Origin of the sequence: Geomonas sp. Red32 (assembly GCF_023652955.1) — a bacterium.
Taxonomy (GTDB): Bacteria; Desulfobacterota; Desulfuromonadia; order Geobacterales; family Geobacteraceae; genus Geomonas.
In genome coordinates, this window is sequence record NZ_JAKLOY010000002.1 from 74,173 (window position 1) to 96,494 (window position 22,322).

Here is a 22,322-nt window from a genome sequence, read left to right on the forward strand (position 1 = left end):
TTCGTGAAAGCCGGTAAAATTGGATGGATTATTTTTTCTGCTCCGGACTTCACAGGCCGGTAAAAAGGAGCGAACAGATGCCGGGTCGACACCTTAAAGCAATCAGGACCCCAGGACTCGAGGATCTTCCGCCGCTTCCGATGGACGCGGCGAACCTGGTCAGGGACTTCGAACACCACTACGCACACCACCTGGGACGCGACAAGTACTGCCGCTCCCTTCGCTACCACTACCAGGCGCTCGCCTTCACCATCCGCGAACGCCTCCTGGAACGCTGGAACCAGACCCGCTACGCCTACATCGCCGCAAGTTCCAAGAGCTGCTACTACCTCTCGCTGGAATTCCTGATGGGACGGGCACTAGGAAATTCGATGCTCAATCTCGGCATCACCGACGAGGTGGCCGCAGCCGTACACCAGATCGGCGTCACCATGGAGGAGATCACCGACGAGGAGATCGACGCGGGGCTTGGCAACGGCGGCCTCGGGCGCCTCGCCGCCTGCTTCCTCGACAGCTGCGCGACCCTGCAGCTGCCGGTGATGGGTTACGGCATCCGCTACGAGTACGGCATGTTCCGCCAGCGGATCGAGGACGGACGCCAGGTTGAGGAGCCGGACCACTGGCTGCGCGACGGGCACCCCTGGGAGCTCGAGCGGCAGGAATATACCCAGGTGGTCCGCTTCGGCGGGCGCAGCGAATTCATGCGCGACTACCAGGGGGCCGGGCACTTCCGCTGGGTCGATACCCAGGACGTGCTGGCGGTTCCCTACGACATCCCGATCCCGGGGCACCGTAACGGTACCGTCAACACCCTGAGGCTCTGGAAGGCGGCGGCCACCGACGAGTTCGACCTCGTGGAGTTCAATGCGGGGAGCTACTCGGAATCGGTGGCCATGAAGAACGCGGCCGAGAACATCACCATGGTTCTCTATCCCAACGACGCCAGCGAAAGCGGGAAGGCGCTGAGGCTTCGTCAGCAGTACTTCCTCGCCTCCGCGAGCCTCCAGGACGTCATCGCCCGCTGGATCTCCCGTAACAGGCGGGACTTCACTGAGTTCGGCGACAAGAACTGCTTCCAGTTGAACGACACCCACCCGAGCTGCGCGGTTCCCGAACTGATGCGGCTCTTGATGGACGAGCAGGGGATGGGATGGGAAGAGGCGTGGAACATCACCAGCAGGTGCATGGCCTACACCAACCATACGCTTCTCCCCGAGGCGCTCGAGAAGTGGTCCCTGGATCTCTTCCGGCAGCTTCTTCCCCGCGTGCTGGAGATCATCTTCGAGATCAATGCCCGTTTCCTGTCGGAAGTCTCCAGCCGCTGGCCCGGCGACAGCGACCGGCTGAGAAGGATGTCCATCATCGAGGAGGGGCCCGATCCGCAGGTCAGGATGGCCTACCTCGCCATCGTGGGGAGCTTCTCGGTCAACGGGGTCGCCGCCCTTCATTCGCAGCTCCTGGTGGAGGGGCTTTTCCGCGACTTCTACGAGCTTTGGCCCGAAAAGTTCAACAACAAGACCAACGGGGTGACCCCGCGCCGCTGGCTCGCCTGGTGCAACCCGGGGCTAAGCCGCCTCATTGCCGACCGGATCGGTGAAGGGTTCGTGGCCGACCTCGAGCATATCCGGGAGATCGCCCCCCTGGCCGACGATCCCGAATTCAGGGAGCGCTGGTACCAGGTCAAGCAGGCCAACAAGGAACGGCTGGCAGCCCTGGTCAAGGAGCAGTGCAGCGTCGAGTTCGACGTCCACGGGCTCTTCGACGTCCAGGTCAAGAGGATCCACGAGTACAAGCGGCAGCTCCTCAACATCCTGCACGTCATCCACCTCTACGACCGGATCAAGCGGGGCGACACCGAAAACTGGACCGACCGCTGCGTCCTGATCGGCGGCAAGGCGGCTCCCGGCTACTTCATGGCTAAGCTGATCATCAAGCTGATCTGCAACGTGGCCAAGGTGATCAACGACGACGCGGTGGTCAACGGCAGGCTGAAGGTCGCGTTCCTCCCCAACTACCGCGTCACCGCCATGGAAATTATCTGCCCGGGAACTGACCTCTCCGAGCAGATTTCGACCGCCGGCAAAGAAGCCTCGGGGACCGGCAACATGAAGTTCATGATGAACGGCGCGGTCACCATCGGCACCCTGGACGGGGCCAATATCGAGATCCGCGAGGAGGTGGGAGACGACAATTTCTTCGTCTTCGGCCTGACCGCCCCCGAGGTGGAGGAGATGCGGCGCAGCTACGATCCCGCCTCGATCGTCGCCAACGACCCCGACTTGAGCCGGGTGATGCAGCTTTTGAGCAGCGGACACTTCAACATGTTCGAAACCGGCATCTTTGCTCCCATCATCGCCTCCATCATGAACCCGCGCGATCTCTGGATGGTCGCCGCCGACTTCCGCAGTTTCGTCAACGCGCAGCGGCGTGTGTCGGAAGCCTACCTGGACCGGGAACGCTGGACCAGGATGAGCATAGTCAACACCGCTCACAGCGGTAAATTCTCCACCGACAGAACGATCAGTGAGTACAACCGGGACATCTGGCATTTGAAGCCCGTTCCGGCCTCCTAGCTATTGGATCTGGTTAACGCTCTTTTTCTCAAGGTTTTTGCCGCCTTGCCGATAACCGATCTATACCGCACGCCTGCTCTTGAATCTCCGGGTCAGGTTCAGTGTCAAGACAGTTACCGTACAGTGAGTACAGGCAACCAGGAGGAACAATGTCAGCCCAGAACCTACCGGTCAAAAAAAGTGAGACACAGCGCGAGCTGATCCAGTTGGTCAGCTTCAATCTAGGTGCCGAAGAGTATGCGGTGGAGGTCCTGAAAGTCAGGGAAATCATCCGCATGACCGGCATTACCCATATACCGAATACCCCGCACTACATCGAGGGGATCATCAACCTGCGCGGCCAGGTGATACCGATCGTTTCCCTGAGGAAACGCTTCAGCATGGAGTTCATCGAGAGCGACCATCACACGAGGATCATGGTGATGGATATCGACGGCAAGCTGATGGGATTCATCGTGGACGGCGTTTCCGAGGTGATCAGGATCTCCAGCGGCGAGATCCAGCCCCCTCCGGCCATGGTGGCCGGCGGAGTCGACCAGGACTTCATCTGCGGGGTCATCCAGCACTCCGACCACCTGCTGCTGATGCTGCAGCTGGACCGGATGTTCACCTCGGAGGAGCAGGAAAGCCTGATGCTGATAAACGGTTAGCCAGTGGACCATATGACAACGAAACGGGGACCCGCCAACAAGAGGCCGGTCCCCGTTTTTTTTGTTTTGCCACAAAGGACAAACTCCCGCGCTTATTTCCCTTCCGTCGCTTGGCGATGGCAAACTCTGCGCTGCGTTTGTCATCCGTCACTCGACGATGGCGATCTCTGCGCGGCGTTTGCCTTCCGTCGCTCGGCGATGGCGATCTCTGCGCGGCGTTTGCCATCCGTCGCTCGGCGAAGGCAATCTCTGAGCGGCGTTTGCCATTCGTCGCTCGGCGAAAGCAATCTCTGAGCGGCGTTTGCCATTCGTCGCTCGGCGAAAGCAATCTCTGAGCGGCGTTTGCCATTCGTCACTCGGCGAAAGCAATCTCTGAGCGGCGTTTGCCATTCGTCGCTCGGCGAAAGCAATCTCTGAGCGGCGTTTGCCATTCGTCACTCGGCGAAAGCAATCTCTGAGCGGCGTTTGCCATTCGTCACTCGGCGAAAGCAATCTCTGAGCGGCGTTTGCCATTCGTCACTCGGCGAAAGCAATCTCTGAGCGGCGTTTGCCATCCGTCGCTCGGCGAAGGCAATCTCTGCCGACTCTATTACTTCCGTCGGCACAGAGAAGACAAACATTGCCAAGGGTTCGTTTTCGGTGGGGCGTGGAGATAGCAGCCACCCGGCGCATAAATTCATCTGGGATGGATACGGTGGAAGCGGGAAAGGGAGTTGTTACGCGGAGCAGTTCGACGTTTATGTCTGGGTACGGGGTGCCCAACCTGCCGTCAACCAACTTTTACTTCGGCCTCCACCGTCAGTTTCAATCCGAAGGCGGCTTCGAAGAGGTCCGCCTTGGCCATGGCGCCATGGACCTCAACGGAGAGATCGTCCCGGCCAATCAGCGTGATTTGCAGCGACTTTCCCTCCAGGCTGAATTCCAGGCTTTCGACTGCGGAATTTCGCCTCCGGTCAAGCCCGTCGCACAGGCGGAGGATGCCGCCGAGCCGGGAGACGAGGGTGCGGTCGCCGGGGGCGAGCCGGGTGTACTCGTCGTGCTTCTTCTTGGGGAGGGCCTTACGGTGATAGCGGGCGATGTTGGCGATCAGTTCCCGCTCCCTCGGCGTGAAGCCGAAGATATCGGCATGCCGGATGAGGTGGTAGGAATGCTTGTGATGGCTCGAATAGCTGATGAAATAGCCGACGTCGTGGAGGAGGGCGGCCGCCTCCAGTAGCCGGGCGTTTTTTTCGGACAACTCGAAACGCTTGTTCAAGGCGTTGAAGATTGCCAGCGCAAGTTTTCCCACCTGCCGCGAGTGCTCCGGCTCGAAATGGCAGGCATTGGCGAACTCGAGGACGGAATCCCGCCAACTACGGGGGCGCTTTCCGACGAAGAGCCCCTCCCTGCGCAAGGTCTGTAGGATGAGTCCCTCTCTTATGCCGCGCTCGTTGACCTTCAAGACATTGACCTTGAAGAAGTCCATCAGCTCGTCGACCACCGCCACCCCGGCCACGATGATGTCGGAGCGGTCAGGGTTCAGCCCCTGCACGGCCCGGCGTTCGCGATCGCTCTTGCGGGAGAGCATCGCCAGCAGGTGTACCACCTCGGAACGAAGGAGCTCGTGCCCGTGCAGCGAGTCGTAGCGTTCCTTCTTGGCGGCCGTGATCATCGCCGCGATATTGGTAATGGCACCGCCGGAGCCGATCAGGCACTGCATCCTCAAAAGTTCACCTGCATACTGGGCCTTCAGCGTCTTTCTGACGTGCTTTCTCAGCCTCTGGAGTTCTTCCGGGGTGACCGGGTCCTGTTTCAGGAAAGTCTCGGTCAAAAAGACCGCTCCCAGCTCGAGCGAGATCAGTTTTTCCGTGTGAGTTCCTACCGCCGTGATGATCTCGAGGCTGCCGCCACCGATGTCGAAGATGAGGTAGCGGACCCCTTCGAGATCGAAATTGTGGAAGGCGCTCAGCGCCGCCAGCTCCGCTTCATCCTCGCCGCTGATTACGTTCACCTGGATACCGACCTGCTCCTCGATCGCCCTCACCAGCTCCGGTCCGTTGGCAGCTTTGCGGACCGCACTGGTGGCCACCGCCTGGATCGATCCCACGTGGTAGCCGTCGATGATCTTCTTCTGCCTGGTCAGCGCCTCGATGGCCCGGTCCCCGGCAGCTTCGGATATCTTTCCGGACTGGTTCAAACCCTCGCCCAGGCGGACCAGCACCCGTTCGTCGTCCAGGATGCGGTATTTCCCGTTGGGGAGGGACTCGATGACGATGCTGCGAATGGAGTTGGTCCCGATATCGATGGCGGCCAGCCGCGGCAGTTGGACCGCTTTGGCCTCGGTGGCGGGGCGTTCTAGTTTATGCACCGGCGCTTTGGTCATCATGCTCCTCTGCTGTCAGATTGCCTTGTCGAGCGCTTTCCGGGCGCGCCTGATCCCTTTCCGGATCCTTTTGAGACCGCCACCTTCCAGGCCGGTCAGCCGTTTCTCCGCTTTTTTCATGGCTTTTCCGGCGCGGCGGGAGCGGTGATGCCCGTCGGGGAGAGCCCTCAACGCGTCCTCGATGCGAACGAGGTCGGCGGACAGCTTCTTCCCGGCCTTACCTCCAAGCTTGGGGGCAAAGCGGTCCTCGGCCTCCCGGGCCAGGTTGCGGGCGTGGTCCCTCACTCCGGCCGCCTGCTGCTCCAAGTCGACGTTGCACTCCTCGACCTGATCCGGAGAGGCGGCAGGCTCACCGGCCTCAGGGGCGGCGAGGGGGGCACCAGCAAGCTCTTTCTTCGCCTTCGCCTTCGGCGCGTACCGTACCCCCTCCCGTGACAACTCCCCCGCCTGGGTCAGAATGATCCCGATTTTGCGGGCGCCCACGCCCGGAATAGCCTGGAGCCCTCCTTCGCCGGCCCGGACGATCTTGTCGAAACTGTCCAGGCCGCCGTCACTCAATCGCCGGGCGAGTACCGTACCCACCCCCTTCAGTTGCCGTAGTTCCGTTCGGGTCGTCTTTCTCATGGTCCAGTCCCCTTTTCAGTAAAATCGCAATGACTGTTATTCCTGCAAGCGTGCCAGCGCCTCGGCGGTCGAGTCGATGGTCTTTCCCCCGCCGGTTATCATCTGGAGCAGCTTAGCCTCGCCCGGTTTGAAACCATCGGTTTCCAGAGAGACAATGACTCCTTTTTTCAGCGAGCAGGGCCCGTTAACCTCAAGTAGATCATGAACAAGCATCCCCACGTCCGGCTCGTGCCCCACCAGGACAACCTCCTTGGCTTCGCGATGACCGGCGAGGCATTTCTGCAGAAGGGATAGCCGGAAACCGGGGGAGAGTTGGGAAGCGACGTCGCAGTCGCCGGCAAAGTGCAGCGCCTCGGCGAGAATGTCCGCGGTCTGCACGGCCCGGACCAGCGGGCTGGTGAGGATGACATCCGGCCGGAAACCGGCCTTCTTGAAGGCCCTGGCGGCATCACGAAACCGTTCCCGGCCGCGCGCCGTCAGGTATCGATGTTCTTCGGAAACTTGTGGGGAACGATCCACGGCTTCGGCGTGACGTACGACGTGAATGATCATGGCAGGCCTTTCGTTCAGTAATGTCTCAACTTTAACGAAAGGGGATCGAAATGCAACTCATGGGAAAGGATGGTTCATTAGAGAGGCCAGGACGAGCTCACTGGGGAGGCGTCAAGGTGTCGGTACAGTGGAGGCGGCGAACAGTCGGGGCGGGCCGTGAGGTGTGGCAGATCCCCCCTGCGCGCGAGGGGGGATACTTTATGGAAAGACGCTTAAGCGGTGGCGACGAGGAGCTTTTCGAGGTTTTCCCGGATGGCATCGGCGATGGCGTCGGAGGGGCGGGAGCCGCCGACTCCGCGGAGCCAGAAACGGTCGACCGCGGTATTCCCCACGGTTTCGATGGTCATCTTCACCGGGAAGAGGCAGCGCATGCTGAAGTAGTCGAGGAGATCGCCCAAAAAGCCGAGCCTATCCACCCCTTTGATTTCCATGAAGAGGCTGTCCTCATCCCGGTAGCTCGAAAACTTCAGCAGCGAGATGCTGGCCACCGCACGGTCAGAAGGGAGCTCTCTCGATGCCAGCGCGGCATAATCCAGCGTCAAGGGATCGCTGGCAAACGGAGAAGCCTTGAGCTCGAAGCTGGAGTACCAGGCGCTCTGGCTGACCTTGGCGGCCTCGCCACGCTCGATGCTGATCCGGTGCTGGGCCAGTGCGGCAGTGAGGCGGCCGGTCCATCCCGGGGAGAGGAACCCCTTGACGACCAGGGTGTAGCAGTTCGTTTTGCCTGGGATGGGATCTATGGTGAATCCGACGGTGCTGGGTGAGGAAGCGGAGCTCTCGATGGGGGCTCTGGTCCGGAAGGCTAATCTGTTCATGGCTCTCTCCTTTGAGTATATATTCACGTCGCATCGTGATTATTGGCCGTCGTCGGCGGTCGTTACTCGACCCGTCCTCTTTACCGCGGGTCGATCCGGTGGTCCTCGATGAATTCGCGCGTGCTCCCGGCCAGGAAGCGGAAGACTTCGCCACGGCTGTTGACGAACCGGGGGAGGTCTTCGTTGAGGATGTCCTCGACCAGGTGAAGGGTCCGGCCGTCATCGCGCCCCAATTCGTCCATCACCGCCTCGAGCATCGGGATGATGTCGAAGAGGTCGTCACGGTTGAACGGCGCCGGATCGCCCGGGCCGGTGAACTTCGGATCGTCACGGGTCTCGAATATCTTCGGGTATTTGTACTTGAGATCGGACGGCTTGATCATGAGCCCCATGGGGCACCTCCTCGATACCGGTCAGTGGGCGCCACACCCGCGACAGCTGCCTCCGCAGCCGGCGGCCGGGAGTTCCTCCGGTGCCGACGGCTGGTACGTGGCCAGCGACTCGGAAGTCACAAACCAGCCTCCCTCGATCTGGGTTCCGCAGAGAGCTTTCTGCCTCAACAGCATCAAGATCTTCAGCTCGGTGGTCCCCAGATGCATGGCGGCGTCGGCCACCGGCACATATTCGATTCCGTCCATCATCAGCGTCATGGGCCACCTCCTTTTCGGATGCCAGTATTGTTTCACGGACCATGCCAGCGAAGGGACGCCGGCTAAAAGCGGGGATTTGCCTGTAGTTGAGAGAATTGCCGTTTTTATCCTGCGGGAACTATGCTCATTAAATAGCCACCGCTGCCTTCATGGCGGCAACGAGCGGAAGGGGAGGGCTCAAATTTCCATCCCCAGTGATTTCGCCTGGTTCCGGGAGAACGGCCGCAGGATGTGGTACAATACCATCTCGGTTAATGGGAGGGGCAGCATGGCGGTAATCATGGAGGGGACTTGAAAGCGGCATTAGTTAGCGAGGTGAACGACGGCAGGGGGGCTCGATGAGCGACGGCACGCTATCCGGGCGGATGTCAGCCTCCGACGCGAAGACGGTAGAGAACGCGCTGAACGTCCTGGGGAGCCAGAAAAAGCGCAACATCTTCGCGCGCCTTCTCCCGTTCATGGGCCCCGCCTTCATCGCCTCGGTCGCCTACGTCGACCCCGGGAACTTCGCCACCAACATCCAGGGGGGCGCCCAGTTCGGCTACCTCCTCATATGGGTCATCGTGGCGAGCAACCTGATGGCGATGCTGATCCAGGCGCTTTCCGCCAAGCTCGGGCTGGTCACCGGGCGCAACCTCGCCGAACACTGCCGCGATCGCTTTCCCAAGCCGGTGGTCTGGGGGATGTGGGCCCTGATGGAAGTAGTCGCCATGTCGACCGACCTGGCGGAATTCCTGGGGGCCGCCCTCGGTTTCCAGCTCCTCCTCGGGGTTCCCCTGCTGCTCGGGGCCGCGCTCACCGCCCTCGCCACCATGCTCATCCTCGGCATGGAGCGTTTCGGCTTCCGTCCACTGGAGGCGTTGATCTCCTCCATGGTCGCCCTCATCGCCCTTTGCTACGTCGCCGAGACTTTCATCGTGCTCCCCGAGTGGGGGAAGGTCTTCCACAGCACCTTCGTTCCCCGTTTTGCCGGGGCGGAGAGCGTCTTTCTCGCCTGCGGGATCCTCGGTGCCACCGTCATGCCGCACGCTATTTTCCTCCATTCGGCCCTCATGCAGGGGCGGATCGTGGTGCGGGACCGGGCCCAGCTCAAGAGCCTCTACCGGTTCGAGCTCGCCGACGTGGTGATCGCCATGGGAGTGGCGAGCTTGGTCAACGCCGCCATGCTCATTATGGCCGCCGCCACCTTCCACCGCACCGGCCACACCTCCATCGTCTCTATCGAGGAGGCCTACCGGACCCTGGAGCCGCTGCTCGGCTCGGGCGCCAAGTGGATCTTCGGCCTTTCGCTGCTGGTCTCCGGACTCTCTTCCTCCACGGTCGGTACCGGCGCGGGCCAAGTCATCATGCAGGGCTTCCTCGAGCGCCACATACCGGTCTGGCTCAGGAGGATCCTCACCATGGCTCCCTCGGTGGCGGTGATCGGCGCGGGCTTCGATCCAACCCGAACGCTGGTCGTGAGCCAGGTGGTGCTTAGTTTCGGGCTCCCCTTTGCGGTCATTCCCCTGGTCCTCTTCACCAGCCGCAAGGACATCATGGGGGATCTCGTCAACCGGCCGTGGACGACGGCGGTGGCGACCTTGATCGCCGTAATCATCGTTCTTTTGAACTGCTACCTCATCTACAAAACCATAAGCGGGTGATGTCATGCTGAAGCACATTCTGGTACCGATAGATGGATCGCGGCTGGCCGAGGCAGCGCTGCCGGCGGCTTCGCTATTGGCAGTACGGTTGAAGGCCCGGGTTACCCTCATGCACGTGGTGGAGAAGGACGCGCCCGAAGAGGTCCACGGGCAGCCCCACCTCCAGCACCCCGCCGACGCCGAAAACTATCTCCACGAAGCCGCCGGGCGCTACTTCCCGGACTCGGTGCCGGTCGAGTGCCACGTACACACGAGCGAGGTGGTCGACGTGGCGGGGAGCATCGTGGCGCATGCCGAAGAGCTCGAACACGACCTGGTGATCATGTGTTCCCACGGCAGGGGAGCCGCCCGCCACCTCTTTCTCGGCAGCATCGCCCAGAGCGTCATCGCCCGGGGCTCGCTGCCGGTTATGATTACCCATCCCGATGCCGAAGGGCGTCCTCCCGCCTTCGCCTGCCGCCACATCCTGGTACCGCTGGACGACGACCCGGAACACGCCGAGTCGCTGCCGGTATCGAGGAGGCTCGCCAAGGCCTGCGGAGCGACCCTCCATCTCGCCTATGTCATCCCCGACCTGGCGACCATTTCGGGGGAGACCGCGCTGGCCAGCCGGATGCTGCCGGGAACGACCCGCCGGGCGCTCGATCTCACCACCCAGGATGCGGAACGCTACTTTGCGGATTTGGAGGCGGCTTTACGGAAGGAAGGTTTTCAGGCGAGTGCGCACGTCCTGCGCGGAGACCCGGCGACCGTGATCCTGGAGGCGGCCCAGCTTCCCGAGATCGACCTGGTGGTCTTGGGGACGCACGGCAAGACCGGCATGGAGGCTTTCTGGTCGGGAAGCGTGGCGCACCGGATCTGCAGCCAGTCGAAAGTACCGCTTCTCCTCGTTCCGGTAGGGAAGGGGGGAGAGCGGGAAGATGAGTGGTAAAGGTGGGAACCCTCCCCGTGAAGGGGAGGGAGCGTTTATTGGAAGGGAGGAAGCGTTTCGGGTGTGCCGCGGCGGATAGTTACGGGGCGACCAGCTTCCAGCTCGGATCGGGGTTGTAGGCGGTCATCTTCCGCGCTATATCGGCGGTCTTCGGCCCCAGGTTCTTCTGATAGACCCGGCCGCTCTGATTAACGATAAAGGTCATCACCCCCGAAACGCCCCAACGGCTCGGGTAGGCCACCAGCGCGTGGCCCGCCACCATGTTGCCGTTGATGACGTAGCTGAATTTCCCGCCCGGGGCGCTCTTCTCCTGCTTTTTGAGGATCCTGAAGTAATAGCCATGGAAGGGGCGGCGGCCATGTTCGCCCGGCTTGCGCGGGGCCATGTACCCTTCCTCCTTGGCCTTGGCCACCAGCGGTCCCAGCGGGCTCTGCTTCATACCGGGGGCGGTCGGCCAGTAGAGCCCGTTGCGGGTACCCGGACGGCTGATCATGTGCTGGGCGTATTTCGGGATCGGGGCGCCGCCCTGGTCCGGCATGTTGTAGTACTCCTTCTGGGCATCGACGTAGGAACGGCAGACGTTGATGGCCAAAAGCTCGTTGTGCCCGATCCGGCGGTTAAGGATCTCCTCCCGCCCCGCGGTGGTGTCGAAGGCCCAGACGCCGTTCTTCTTGACGACCGGTATCGGGAAAGGCCACTTCTCGCTCCCTATCTGCAAGGTCGCCTTGCCATCCCCCTCCTTCACCAGTTGCACCCCTTCCGCCACGTGGCTGGCGAAATGGTCGAATTCCGCAGCCTCCTCCACCGGGTCTCCCGGTTCGAGATCCTTGAAGGCGGGTCCGAAGATGCGGGCCAGCCGCTGCCGGTCCTTCTCCTTGACCGCGTCCACCATGGCCTGGCTGGCCGCCTCCGGCGTGGGGAAGGTCAGTTGGGCTGCCTCGGTACCGGCAGCCATCGGCTCTCCCTTGAGGGAGGGGACGGCGGTCAGCAGGGCAACGGCCACCAGCAATCCCAGGGATACCTTCACGATAAAGTCGGTCGTTCTCATATCTCGCGGTTCCTTTTTTCTATCCGGATAAAGATCGTCATTACATGCAAACGGTGCGGTTTCCCGGGCCGGGACTCCGCTCTCCCTAGCGCCGCTCTCCCTAGCGCCGCTCTCCCTAGCGCCGGTCGCCAGGTGCCTGCCGCGGAGCCGCCGGAGCCTGCCGCGGCGCGCTCGGTGCCGGGCGCTGCCCCGCTGGTGCCGAGCGCTGTACCGCTGGTGCCGGGCGCTGTACCGGGGGCGCCGGGCGCGGCTGCGGAGCGACCGGCCTGGGGACGACGGCCCGCGGCTGCACTGCCGGGGTCAGACCGCGGCTGGACTGCCCGCGCTGGCGGTAGGTGTTGGCGTCCTGACTGGTACCGTACCCGCCGTACCCCGACTGAGAGGCGGGGAGCCGCTGCTGGACATCCCGGCCACGGTAAAGATCCTTCATCCCGGACTTGGTGGTTGCCGGAGCGCCGGGAGTCTGAGGTTGCGGCGACGGCTTGACCGCAGGGGCAGTAGAAGGGGTACCCGGCTGCCGGTGCTGAGGTTCCTGACGCTGGCGATCCGGCCGTTCTCCGGCAGAAGGACGCTCGCCCCCTCGCACCGGTGCCGGTGCCGGTGCCGCCGCACCCGGGCGTTCCCTGCGCGGTTTCTCGGCATTGGGCCTCAAGCGGGGATTGGCCTCCACCGGACGGCCTTCCCGCCGCCGGGCGCTCTCGCTCCTCAGCTCCTGGCGGAAACGGGTGTCGTGGTGCTCGAGCACCCGGCGATTGACGCGGACCTCGGAATAGCGGGGATTGACGTATATCCCCCTGCGGTCCCTGATGTGGGGCCTGACCCTTCCGACCCATCCGCCTCCCCGCCAGCCGTGATAATAGATCCGGTGGCGGTGCCAGTCGCAGTCGCGGCTGAGCCACGCCCCGATGATCAGCCCGGTGCTGAAGGTGATGAAGGGATAGGCGGGGCTGTAGCTCTCGTAGTAGACGACGTTGGGATCGTAGACGGGGACGTAGATGTACTCCGGGGAGGCCGGGACGATGCTGATCGCTTCCGGCTCCACCACCACCTGCTGCTGCGGGGTCGAGTAGAGGTTACCTGCCTCCTCCGCCTCTTCGCGCAGCCTCTGAATGGCGTCCATCACGTCCTGGGGCTGCTCGATGTAGGCCTGCCCCAGCGCGACCGTCCAGTCGTACTTCTGCTCCATCATGAAAAGCACATCGGGATAGTGGGCGATCGCCTTCACGCTCACGTCCCAGGGCTGGTCGTCGATGCGGGCAGCGCGGCCGTACTCGCGAACGTAGCGGGCCGCCTCGTCCACCTGGTCCACGAAGGTGGCGGCGGGGAGTATCTGGGCGATGAGCGGGTCCGGATAGAGGGCGATGGGGGCCAGCAGATCGTCCATTTCGTCCGGGGCCAAAAGGGGTGCGTCCGCAAGCGAGGAGGTGTCGTAGTACACCACCTCGTCCATCGGGCCACCCTCCTGCGCCAAGGCCGGCGAGCTCATCCCGCAGGCGAAGAGGAGCAGGAGGGCCGGCACGGCAAAGAGTGTTTTTTTCATGGGTGTCTCCATCTTGAGCTTTTCATCTTCACAGTGTACCAGATGCCCGGGCCGAGGCAAAGGAGGCAGGAGTGCTAACCTCCCGAAACCACCGGGATCCCGGCCATACCCACCGCAACCCCTTGACCCTTCACTTCAGCATCTTGACGCCATATCAGCTCATGATATCGTTTTTCCTGTTTATTAATTACAACTAATGCGACTGCGAGGCCGGGATGATAGCAAGGACGATTTTCGCACTGGTGGCCATTCTTTTCGTGTTGCCGACCGCTGCGGCGATGGCTACCCCCTCCAAGATAATCTGGATACCGTCCGTGGACGTGCAGCCGCTACTGGTCGGCCACCTGGACGTCGACACCTTTTTCCGCCGCGATTCGGCATCGGCAGGGGGAAGGGAAGTGAACACCATCGACGTCGGCTTCACCATCGGGGTCCTTCCCTACGACAAGCTCAGGCTCGAGGCCGGCTTCGACTACCTCACCAGGGCTCAGGATCCCAACGATCAGCACCCCTGGAGCGGCAACGTCAAGCTCGGCACCCCCGAGGATGCGATCTTCACCTACTCCCCGGCCATCGCGGTCGGCCTCTACAACGCCCGTCCGGTCAAGGACGTCGAGGCGGGGGACGCTCCCCGCGTGGTGTCGGGACAGAACATCGTGTACGGGCTGGTGGGGAAGACGGTCCCCGAGTTAGGGAGCGTCCCGTCCCTGGGGAGATTCGCCCTCGGCTATTACCGCGGGTCGAGGAGGGCGCTGGTAGACATCACCGGCGACGGTTCCAGCCGCTACGCCAATTCGGGGCTTCTCTTCTCGTGGGATCGGACCATGAGGGAGATATCGGACCAGCTCTGGCTGGGAGTCGACTACCAGGGGGGAGACAACGTCGATTCCAGCTGGAACATGGCGTTCACCTGGAAATTCTGCACCAACGTCTCGGTGCTCTTCGGCTTCGACATCTACACCAAGCGATCCCTCGCGGGACAAAACACCTTCACCATCCAGCTCGACCTCGATTTCCCGAGATGAGTAGCGCCGGGTAATCCGGTAAGACACTACACACCTACTTACCCGGCACGCCTAACTCTCGCGCACCTCGACGATTTTCGTGTGGAGCCCCTCCATGTTGAACGGCTTCTGGATGTAGAACATGCCGTTCTCGAGCACCCCTTCCTTGGCGACCAGTTCGGTCGAGTACCCGGACATGAAAAGCACCTTGGTCTCCGGGCGGCGGCCGACCATCCGCTGCGCCATTTCCCGCCCGTTCATCCCCGGCATCACCACATCGGAGAGCACCAGGTCGATCCCGTCCCCGTGGGAGTCGAAGAGCTCCAGCGCTCCCTCGGGCGTTTCGGCCTGGAGGACCGAGTACCCCATCTTCTTGAGCATCGCCGTGGTCATGGAACGGACATCGGAATCGTCTTCCACCACCAGCACGCGGCCGGACCCGGCCGGGATACGCGGCGGATCCACACTCTCCTGCTGTTTTTTCACGATCCAGCGCGGAAGGTAGATCCTGAAGGCGGTGCCGTTACCCGGCTCGCTCTCGACGTCGATGAAGCCGTGGTTCTGGGTGACGATTCCGTAGACGGTGGCCAGACCGAGACCGGTCCCCTTGCCGACCTCCTTGGTGGTGAAGAAGGGCTCGAAGATGCGCTTGATGAGGTCCTGGTCCATGCCGACCCCGGTATCGGTCACCGTGAGGCAGACGAAGTCGCCGGGGCTCGCGTCCAGCCGGTAGTCGCAGAACTCCCGGTCCACCGTGATATTTTCGGTCCGGATCACAAGCGAGCCCCCCTGCGGCATGGCATCGCGGGCATTGACGGCCAGGTTGATAAGGATCTGGTCCGCCTGGCAGGGGTCGATGCGCACCGGCCAAAGCCCCTGGGTGGGACGGAAGCTCAGGAGGACCTGCTCCCCGAGCAGGCGGCTCAGCGTCTTCTCGGTCTCCAGGTAATGGGCGTTGAGGTTCACCTCCCGGGGGGAGACGATCTCCTTGCGGGAGAAGGCCAGCAACTGGCGGACTATCTCCTTGGAGCGCTCTCCGGCCCGGGTGATCTCCTGGATGTACTGAGAGAGGGGATTGTCGGGCGAAACCTCCACCTGGCAGATCTGCGCGTACCCCAGGATGACGCTCAGCATGTTGTTGAAGTCGTGGGCTACGCCGCCCGCCAGCTGCCCCACCGATTCCATCTTTTGCGACTGGGCGAGCAACGCCTCGGTCCTTCGGTGCTCGGTGACATCGATCCCGAAGCAGAGGGTCCCCACCACGGCATCCTCCTCGAGAATGGAGGAGTTGCGCCACGAGATGGTGCGCAAGGCGCCGCTCCTGGTGACGATCTGGTTCTCGCAGGTACTCCTCATCTCCAGGCTTTCGCCGGGGACGATGCACATCTCCTCGAAGGCATCGCCGGTCATCACCAGGTCGAACCAGCTCCTGCCGGTCAGCTCCTCGGCCTGGTAGCCGAGCGCCTCCTCCGCCGTGCGGTTCATCAGGGTGACCACCCCCTCGGTGTCGAGCCCGACGATGATGACGTTGGCGGATTGGATCAGCTTCTCGGTGTACCTCTTGGCATGGCGAAGCTGCTCCACGGCGGTGGTGCGCTCGGCGATGTCCTCGATGCAGAGAACCGTGCCGGCGATCATGCTGTTCTGGAGTATGGGGGCGGCTCCGCAGGCGATGGGAAGGGTGCTGGCGTCTTTTTTGAGGAGGAGCGTCTCGAACTTGGCCATCCGGGTCTGGTCGCCGATCAGCCGGTCGAGTTCCCCCTGCACCTCGCGGCCTGCATCCACGGGGAAGAGCGAGTCGAGGCGGGCACCGTAGAGCTCGTCGCAGGAGTAACCGCTCATCTCGTAGCAGCGGCCGTTCACCATCCGGATCACCCCGCCGAGGTCCACCGCCACAATGGCGTTGGTGCTGCTCTCCATCACCCGGGCCAGGAAATCGTGGGAGTCCCGCAGTTTCACGTTGGCCAGCGCGATGGCGCGGAAGGGGAGCAGGACGAAGGCGAGCAGGCTGAAAAAGAGCCCGACCAGCCCGGTGACCGCCGTCCGCTGGAGGATGGGGCGCATCGACCGGGTGATCTCGATGTAGGCGACCTTGCGGCCGGAGTCCCAAAGGGGCTGCCTTCGTTTGATGATCGGCCTTTGGACGACGATGTTGTTGGAAGCAACCTCGCTGCCGTCGAGTTCCAGGATGCGTCTTTCCACCGTTTCATCGGAGGACGTCTGCCGGCGCAGGAGAAGGGCTTCCAGACGGTCGTGCTCGTATTTCCAGAAGACCGGATTGGCCTGGACGATCCCGGAGACGATGGGCGCGGTGATCTCCGCCTCCGCATCCAGGGTGCCGAGCGTGTACTGATAACTAATGGCGAAGTAGCCGCAGGAAATGGCGAGGGCAACCACTAAGGCCACCAGCACGGTCAACTCGGAACTCAGCCGCAGGTTACTACGGGTAATGGTCATACCTACCGCTCCTTCTCCGGGACCGGAATATTCCCGGATGAGCGAAGGATGCTTCGCCCCTTGGCAGAGGTGACGAATCTGGCGAACATCTTGGCCGAAGAGGAGGCCCTGTCCGGGACGACGAGGTAGAAGCGCTTTTCCAGGGGGTAGGCTCCTTCGGCGAGGTGGCGCAGGGTGGGCTTGATGCCGTCGAAGGAGAGCACCTTGAGGGGATGCCTGAGGGCCACCAGCTCAGTCAGGGTGACGGTCCCCAAGGCGCCGGGGGTGGCCGCCAGCGTGCTAATCGTCTCCTCGTTGGTGGTGGCGATGGTCATCCCGGGCCGGGAGTAGGCCTTTTCGACGGAGTCGGCCATACCCCGGGAGATGCCCATGATGATGGCGGTATCGATGTCGTTGAAAGGGCGGAGGACCAGGCGGAGAGGGGAGTCGTCCGACCATTGGTTTCTTTTCCCGCTGTAAATGAGCTCCAGGTCGGCGATGGTGAGGTCGGCATCGTTGACCGAGGGGTGGGCGGCGAACAGGAAGGGGGAACGGGCATATTCGATGACGGTACCGGCCCGGGCCTCGCACTTCTTGAGCGGCCGGCCGGTCACCGCCAGGTCGATGGCTCCCTTTTGCATGGCGGCGAGCCCTCCGCTGCTCCCGAGACTGGGGAGCACCTGCACGGTGACGTCGGGATGAGCGGCAGAAAAGGCCTCGGCCAGCAGATGAAGGGAGGGGAGGGCGGAACCGGTGCCCCCGATCCGGATTACGGTGACGGCGTTCGCGGAGGAGATGAGGGGCGGGGCGGCCAGCGACAGCAGCAAAAAGAGGGCTACCAGCAGTGGGGTATGTGGCCTCGTCAGCAGCATTACCTACTCCCGATACTCGATAACAAGATATACATCCCTTGCGGAACCAAGGGGCAGGACCGGAAGGGATAAGCATTCAATTGAATTCATCTAAAATAACAGAAGCCGAGGGGCTGTGACAGAAGTGAGAGGACATGCCAATCCTACTATTGCTGGCGGGGTGACGTTAACACATTTTAAAATAAAAGAGAAGAGTGTTTTAACCTGAGGAAACTGTCGCAGAAGGTGGTTCGGTCCCACCTGATTCAGACAAAGCCACCCTTGGGCAGTGACAGGAAACAACGTATACGCTATCGGCAGCCTGGCGGCCGCACCTCAAAACCGGCAATCACCGCGCTTTTGACTTAATATTACCTGATGTTATGAGCGCTATGCCAAGCTTTGCTTCAACTATCCAGAGACCGCAAAATGATTTGACACCGCCCGCATCCCTCTTGTATATCTATCGCACCGTGTCACAATTCTCACATTCGTGCTACCGTCCGCCGGTCGATAGGAGATACCCAACATGCATATGGCAGATGCTCTGCTCTCCCCGACCGTGGGCGCCGCCATGTGGGGTGTCTCCGGCGTATCGGTCGCCTGGTGCGCCTCCCGGCTGGGGAAGGATCCGGATGACCGGAGCGTTCCGCTGATGGGGGTACTGGGGGCCTTCCTCTTTGCCGCCCAGATGATCAACTTCTCGATTCCCGGCACCGGGTCGAGCGGACACCTCGGCGGAGGGCTGCTCCTGGCGATTTTACTGGGACCCCAGGCGGCCTTTTTCACCGTCGCCTCCGTCCTGGTGGTGCAGGCGCTGTTCTTCGCCGACGGGGGGCTCTTGGCGCTCGGCTGCAACATCTTCAACATGGGCTTCATCCCCGCCTTCCTGGTTTACCCCTTCTGCTACCGGCGCCTGGCCGGGGAGGGTGGCGCCGGAAGGCGTTCGGCGGCGATCATGATCTGCGCCGTTGCCTCGCTGCTGCTCGGTGCGCTGGCCGTGGTCCTGGAAACCTCGTGCTCGGGAATTTCCGAGCTCCCGGCGGGAACCTTCGCCACCCTCATGCTCCCCATTCACCTCGCCATCGGCCTCGTGGAAGGGGCGGCCACCGTCGCCATCGTCTCCTTCCTATCCAAGGCGCGTCCCGCGCTGGTCGAAAGCGAGCCATCCGCCGCCCGTCCCTGGTACCGCTCCGCCCCGGCCGTAATTCTCTTCTGCGCGCTGGTGACCGCGGGAATCCTCTCCTCCTTCGCCTCCAAAGATCCCGACGGCCTGGAGTGGTCGGTGGCAAGGGCGACCGGGAAGAGCGATCTGCTTGGTACCGCTCCCCTTCACCGTGCACTGGCCCGGGTGCAGGCCCAGACCGCGTGGTTTCCCGAATACGGCTTCCGTCCCTCGCCGAAAACCGGCTCTGCCGCCGCTTCCGCCGGGCGCTCCGCAACGGCCGCCGCAGGCACCGGTGCCGCCGGTCTGACCGGCACCGTCGTGACCCTGTCGCTCGTGCTCCTCACCGTTTTCGTTCTCAAAAGGCGAAAACAGGGGCACCTGTAGGCGCCGGGGATGGCATCGCTCGACGGCGCACTCCTCGACCTCAAGCGACTCGACCGCCTCGCCACCGGTTCCACCTTTCTCCACCGGCTCGATCCCCGGGTTAAGCTCGTCACCACCCTCGTTTTCCTCGTCTGCGTGGTATCCTTCGGACGCTACGAACTCTCCGCGCTGGTTCCGTTCTTCGTCTACCCCATCCTTTTGGCGGCGCTGGGCGATCTCCCCCTTGGCTATCTCGCCCACAAGATCCTCCTGATGTGCCCGCTGGCGCTCTTCATCGGCATCGCCAACCCGTTTTTGGACCACCAGGTCGTCCTGGAGCTTGGCGGGATCGGCATCACCGGCGGGGTCCTCTCCTGGCTTTCCATCGTGCTCCGCGCCGTGCTGACCGTCAGCGCCGCCCTGGTCCTCGTAGGGCTGACCGGGTTCCCCGACCTCTGCCGGGCCCTGGAGCGGCTCGGGGCTCCCAAGGCCTTCGCCGTGCAGCTTCTCTTCCTGTACCGCTACCTGTTCGTGCTGGTGGAAGAGGGGGGGAAGGCGTCCCGCAGCCGTGAGCTCCGCTGCGTCGGCAACCGCGGCAGGGGGATCTCGAGCTACGCCTCGCTGGTCGGGCACCTTCTGATGCGGACCTGGCAGAAGGCGGAGAGGATTCACATGGCCATGCTGGCCCGCGGCTTTACCGGATCGTTCCCCCGGCCGGAGGAATCATCCTTGAAGGCGGCCGATCTCCTCTTTCTGGCAGGCTGCACCTTCGCCTTCATCACCTTCAGAACCACCAACGTCACGCGGGCCATCGGCTCGCTGGTCACCGGAATACTGCCATGAGCCACCATATCGTCGAAGTCAAAAAGCTCCGTCACGTCTATCCCGATGGGACCGAGGCGCTCCGGGAGGTTTCCTTCAGGATCACCCACGGCGAATCGGTCGCCCTGATCGGAGCCAACGGGGCGGGTAAATCGACCCTTATCCAGCACCTGAACGGATACCTGGCCCCGACTGCCGGAGAGATCCGGATCGGGGACTTCCCGCTCTCCAAGGGAACGCTTCCCGAGATCAGGCGGACGGTGGGGATGGTCTTCCAGGATCCGGACGACCAGCTTTTCATGCCGACCGTCTACGAGGACGTGGCCTTCGGGCCCCTCAACCTGGGGCTCGCCGGGGCGGAACTGGAAGCGTGCGTAAAGGGGGCGCTCGACCGGGTAGGCGGGGCGCACCTGGCCCGCAAGGCGCCGTACCACCTTTCGGGCGGAGAGAAGAAGCGGGTGGCCATCGCCGCCGTACTCTCCATGTCTCCCGACATCCTGGTCATGGACGAACCCACGAGCGGCCTGGACCCGTACGCGCGGCGCCAGTTGATCTCCCTGCTGCGGGAGTTCCGCCACACGAAGATCTTCACCAGCCACGACCTCGACATGGTCCTCGAACTGTGTGAGCGGGTGATCGTACTGAAGGATGGAGAGGTGAGGGCGGACGGTCCCGCTCTGGAGATCTTCAGGGACGAGCAGCTGCTGGCAGAGTGCAGACTGGAGCCGCCGTTTTCGATGCAAGGGTGCCCGGTTTGTGGTAGTGTTGGACGGGACAAAGGGTAGGGGAGGGAGCCGTTGATACAGCGGTAGATTCACCGGATACTCTAGCTTTGTCAGCGTAACTTCTGCAATGCCATCGCTTTTGCATCGGTAAAGAGGTAAATACCTGCACAGGTAAGGAGAATCGTCATGCCGATTGACAGAGCCGAAATTCTCATCGTCGGGGCCGGCATCATCGGCCTGACCATCGCCCGTGAGCTCGTCAATAAAGGTCACGGCGACATCGTGATCATCGAGAAGGAGACGGATCTCGGCCGCCACGCCTCCGGCCGTAACAGCGGCGTTCTCCATGCCGGGATCTATTACTCCCCCGACAGCCTCAAGGCCAAATCCTGCCTGAACGGCAATTTCCTGATGCGGGCGTACTGCAAGGAGAAGGGGCTTCCGCTTCTAGAGAACGGCAAGGTGATCGTGACGAGGACCCCCGAGGAGTTGCCGGTCCTCGATGAGCTTTACACCCGGGCGACCGCCAACGGCGCCAAGGTGGAGATGATCGACGAAAAGCAGCTTGCCGGACTGGAACCCAACGCCCGGACGGTAGAGCGGGCGCTCTACTCGCACTACACGGCGGTGGTCGATCCGAAGGCAGTCCTGAAAAGCCTCAAGCACGACCTGGAAGAAAGCGGCAAGGTGAAGATCATCCTCGACTGCCACCTCACCGGCATCAAGGGAAGCGGGACCGCGCAGACGAGCAAGGGGGAGATCGGGTTCAACCGCTTCGTCAACGCGGCAGGCGCCCACTGCGACAAGGTGGCGGGGCACTTCGGGGTCGCCACCAACTACCGGCTGATCCCGTTCAAGGGGGTCTACCGGCTCCTGAGCAAGAGCGCCCCCTTCACGGTCAACTCCAGCATCTATCCGGTGCCGGACATCCGCAATCCGTTCCTCGGGGTGCACTTCACCCGCAGCGTCCACGGGGACGTCTACGTCGGCCCGACGGCCATTCCCGCCTTCGGCCGGGAGAATTACGGCATCCTGGCGGGGATCGATGCGGAAGGGTTCGCCATCGCCTTCGAAGACCTGGTTCTCTTCATGGCCAACGCCAAGTTCCGCAGCGTCGCCCTCTCGGAGCCGGTCAAATACATCCCGTCCTGCTTCTTCAAGGATGCCGCCCGTCTCGTCAAGGAGATCGCCCCCGCCGACCTGGTGGCCGCCACCAAGGTCGGCATCCGCCCCCAACTGGTCGACTGGAACACGAAGGAGATGGTGATGGATTTCATGGTGGTGGCCGACGGACCGGCTCTCCACGTCCTCAATCCCATCTCGCCGGCCTTCACCTCGTCCATGGATCTCGCCCAGGGTATGGTCGCCAAATACTTCTAACTCCTTTTCCCCTCCCTCAAGGGGAGGGGAAAAGGCTTGCCGCCGTCTCAGCCGCCGCCACTCCCTTCTTCGATTTCCCCCTTTGACTACCCTCCACAAAATTTCTCTCTCACCAGTTGCAAATCAAGACATCCCCCTTAATATTAATTCTTATTAATGCCATTGATTAGTCGTGTTTAATCTGT

Annotated in this window: 19 protein-coding genes; 9 read left to right on the top strand and 10 right to left on the bottom strand. The window is 62.5% G+C overall.

From position 1 onward, the window contains the following. Positions 1–77 precede the first annotated feature (77 nt). Together L4X63_RS07310 and L4X63_RS07315 are read left to right on the top strand one after the other, a co-directional pair. Positions 78–2,573, top strand: coding sequence for a glycogen/starch/alpha-glucan phosphorylase (locus L4X63_RS07310; RefSeq protein WP_250677960.1), 2,496 nt, complete (start codon positions 78–80; stop codon positions 2,571–2,573). A gap of 149 nt (positions 2,574–2,722) precedes the next feature. Beyond that, the gene (locus L4X63_RS07315) at positions 2,723–3,223 is read left to right on the top strand and encodes a chemotaxis protein CheW (protein WP_250677961.1); all 501 of its coding nucleotides are present in this window, start codon (positions 2,723–2,725) and stop codon (positions 3,221–3,223) included. Positions 3,224–3,992: 769 nt separating this feature from the next. Here L4X63_RS07315 and L4X63_RS07320 read toward each other — a convergent pair. From L4X63_RS07320 to L4X63_RS07345, 6 genes are all read right to left on the bottom strand, one after another. Beyond that, entirely contained in the window at positions 3,993–5,588 is a 1,596-nt protein-coding gene (locus L4X63_RS07320; protein ID WP_250677962.1) for a Ppx/GppA phosphatase family protein, read from the bottom strand. A gap of 12 nt (positions 5,589–5,600) precedes the next feature. Then, entirely contained in the window at positions 5,601–6,209 is a 609-nt protein-coding gene (locus L4X63_RS07325; protein ID WP_250677963.1) for a helix-hairpin-helix domain-containing protein, read from the bottom strand. A 36-nt stretch (positions 6,210–6,245) separates the two neighbouring features. Then, a complete protein-coding gene (gene sixA / locus L4X63_RS07330; protein WP_250677964.1) occupies positions 6,246–6,761 on the bottom strand; it encodes a phosphohistidine phosphatase SixA in 516 nt (171 codons plus the stop codon). Positions 6,762–6,973: 212 nt separating this feature from the next. Beyond that, positions 6,974–7,576, bottom strand: coding sequence for an ACT domain-containing protein (locus L4X63_RS07335; protein WP_250677965.1), 603 nt, complete (start codon positions 7,574–7,576; stop codon positions 6,974–6,976). A gap of 80 nt (positions 7,577–7,656) precedes the next feature. Then, on the bottom strand, positions 7,657–7,968 hold the full coding sequence (locus L4X63_RS07340) for a hypothetical protein (RefSeq protein WP_250677966.1): 312 nt from the start codon (positions 7,966–7,968) through the stop codon (positions 7,657–7,659). A 21-nt stretch (positions 7,969–7,989) separates the two neighbouring features. Beyond that, positions 7,990–8,226 (bottom strand): hypothetical protein, encoded by a 237-nt coding sequence (locus L4X63_RS07345; protein WP_250677967.1) that lies wholly within the window; start codon positions 8,224–8,226, stop codon positions 7,990–7,992. A 338-nt stretch (positions 8,227–8,564) separates the two neighbouring features. Here L4X63_RS07345 and L4X63_RS07350 point away from each other — a divergent pair, with 338 nt between their 5' ends. Beyond that, complete coding sequence (locus L4X63_RS07350; protein WP_250677968.1) at positions 8,565–9,869, top strand: Nramp family divalent metal transporter; 1,305 nt, start codon at positions 8,565–8,567, stop codon at positions 9,867–9,869. Between the two features lie 4 nt (positions 9,870–9,873). Next, positions 9,874–10,800 carry a universal stress protein gene (locus tag L4X63_RS07355; RefSeq protein WP_250677969.1) on the top strand — a complete coding sequence of 309 codons (927 nt, stop codon included), beginning with the start codon at positions 9,874–9,876 and terminating at the stop codon, positions 10,798–10,800. A gap of 79 nt (positions 10,801–10,879) precedes the next feature. Here L4X63_RS07355 and L4X63_RS07360 read toward each other — a convergent pair whose 3' ends face one another. Beyond that, entirely contained in the window at positions 10,880–11,848 is a 969-nt protein-coding gene (locus tag L4X63_RS07360) for a DUF2950 domain-containing protein (protein ID WP_250677970.1), read from the bottom strand. Positions 11,849–11,963: 115 nt separating this feature from the next. After that, positions 11,964–13,388: a DUF3300 domain-containing protein gene (locus L4X63_RS07365; RefSeq protein ID WP_250677971.1), complete on the bottom strand. Its 1,425-nt coding sequence runs from the start codon at positions 13,386–13,388 to the stop codon at positions 11,964–11,966. Between the two features lie 215 nt (positions 13,389–13,603). Between L4X63_RS07365 and L4X63_RS07370 the strand changes: the two genes are divergently transcribed. Continuing rightward, positions 13,604–14,413 carry a hypothetical protein gene (locus L4X63_RS07370; protein WP_250677972.1) on the top strand — a complete coding sequence of 270 codons (810 nt, stop codon included), beginning with the start codon at positions 13,604–13,606 and terminating at the stop codon, positions 14,411–14,413. A gap of 51 nt (positions 14,414–14,464) precedes the next feature. Here L4X63_RS07370 and L4X63_RS07375 read toward each other — a convergent pair whose 3' ends face one another. Continuing rightward, entirely contained in the window at positions 14,465–16,849 is a 2,385-nt protein-coding gene (locus tag L4X63_RS07375; protein WP_250677973.1) for a hybrid sensor histidine kinase/response regulator, read from the bottom strand. A 2-nt stretch (positions 16,850–16,851) separates the two neighbouring features. Further along, the gene (locus tag L4X63_RS07380; protein ID WP_250677974.1) at positions 16,852–17,700 is read right to left on the bottom strand and encodes a PstS family phosphate ABC transporter substrate-binding protein; all 849 of its coding nucleotides are present in this window, start codon (positions 17,698–17,700) and stop codon (positions 16,852–16,854) included. Positions 17,701–18,208: 508 nt separating this feature from the next. Between L4X63_RS07380 and L4X63_RS07385 the strand changes: the two genes are divergently transcribed. From L4X63_RS07385 to lhgD, 4 genes are all read left to right on the top strand, one after another. Then, entirely contained in the window at positions 18,209–19,231 is a 1,023-nt protein-coding gene (locus L4X63_RS07385; RefSeq protein WP_250677975.1) for an energy-coupling factor ABC transporter permease, read from the top strand. Between the two features lie 9 nt (positions 19,232–19,240). After that, positions 19,241–20,053: a cobalt ECF transporter T component CbiQ gene (gene cbiQ, locus L4X63_RS07390; RefSeq protein ID WP_250677976.1), complete on the top strand. Its 813-nt coding sequence runs from the start codon at positions 19,241–19,243 to the stop codon at positions 20,051–20,053. After that, the gene (locus tag L4X63_RS07395; RefSeq protein WP_250677977.1) at positions 20,050–20,817 is read left to right on the top strand and encodes an energy-coupling factor ABC transporter ATP-binding protein; all 768 of its coding nucleotides are present in this window, start codon (positions 20,050–20,052) and stop codon (positions 20,815–20,817) included. Before cbiQ ends, L4X63_RS07395 begins: the two co-directional genes overlap by 4 nt. A gap of 126 nt (positions 20,818–20,943) precedes the next feature. Next, positions 20,944–22,137: an L-2-hydroxyglutarate dehydrogenase gene (gene lhgD / locus L4X63_RS07400; RefSeq protein ID WP_250677978.1), complete on the top strand. Its 1,194-nt coding sequence runs from the start codon at positions 20,944–20,946 to the stop codon at positions 22,135–22,137. Positions 22,138–22,322: the final 185 nt, after the last annotated feature.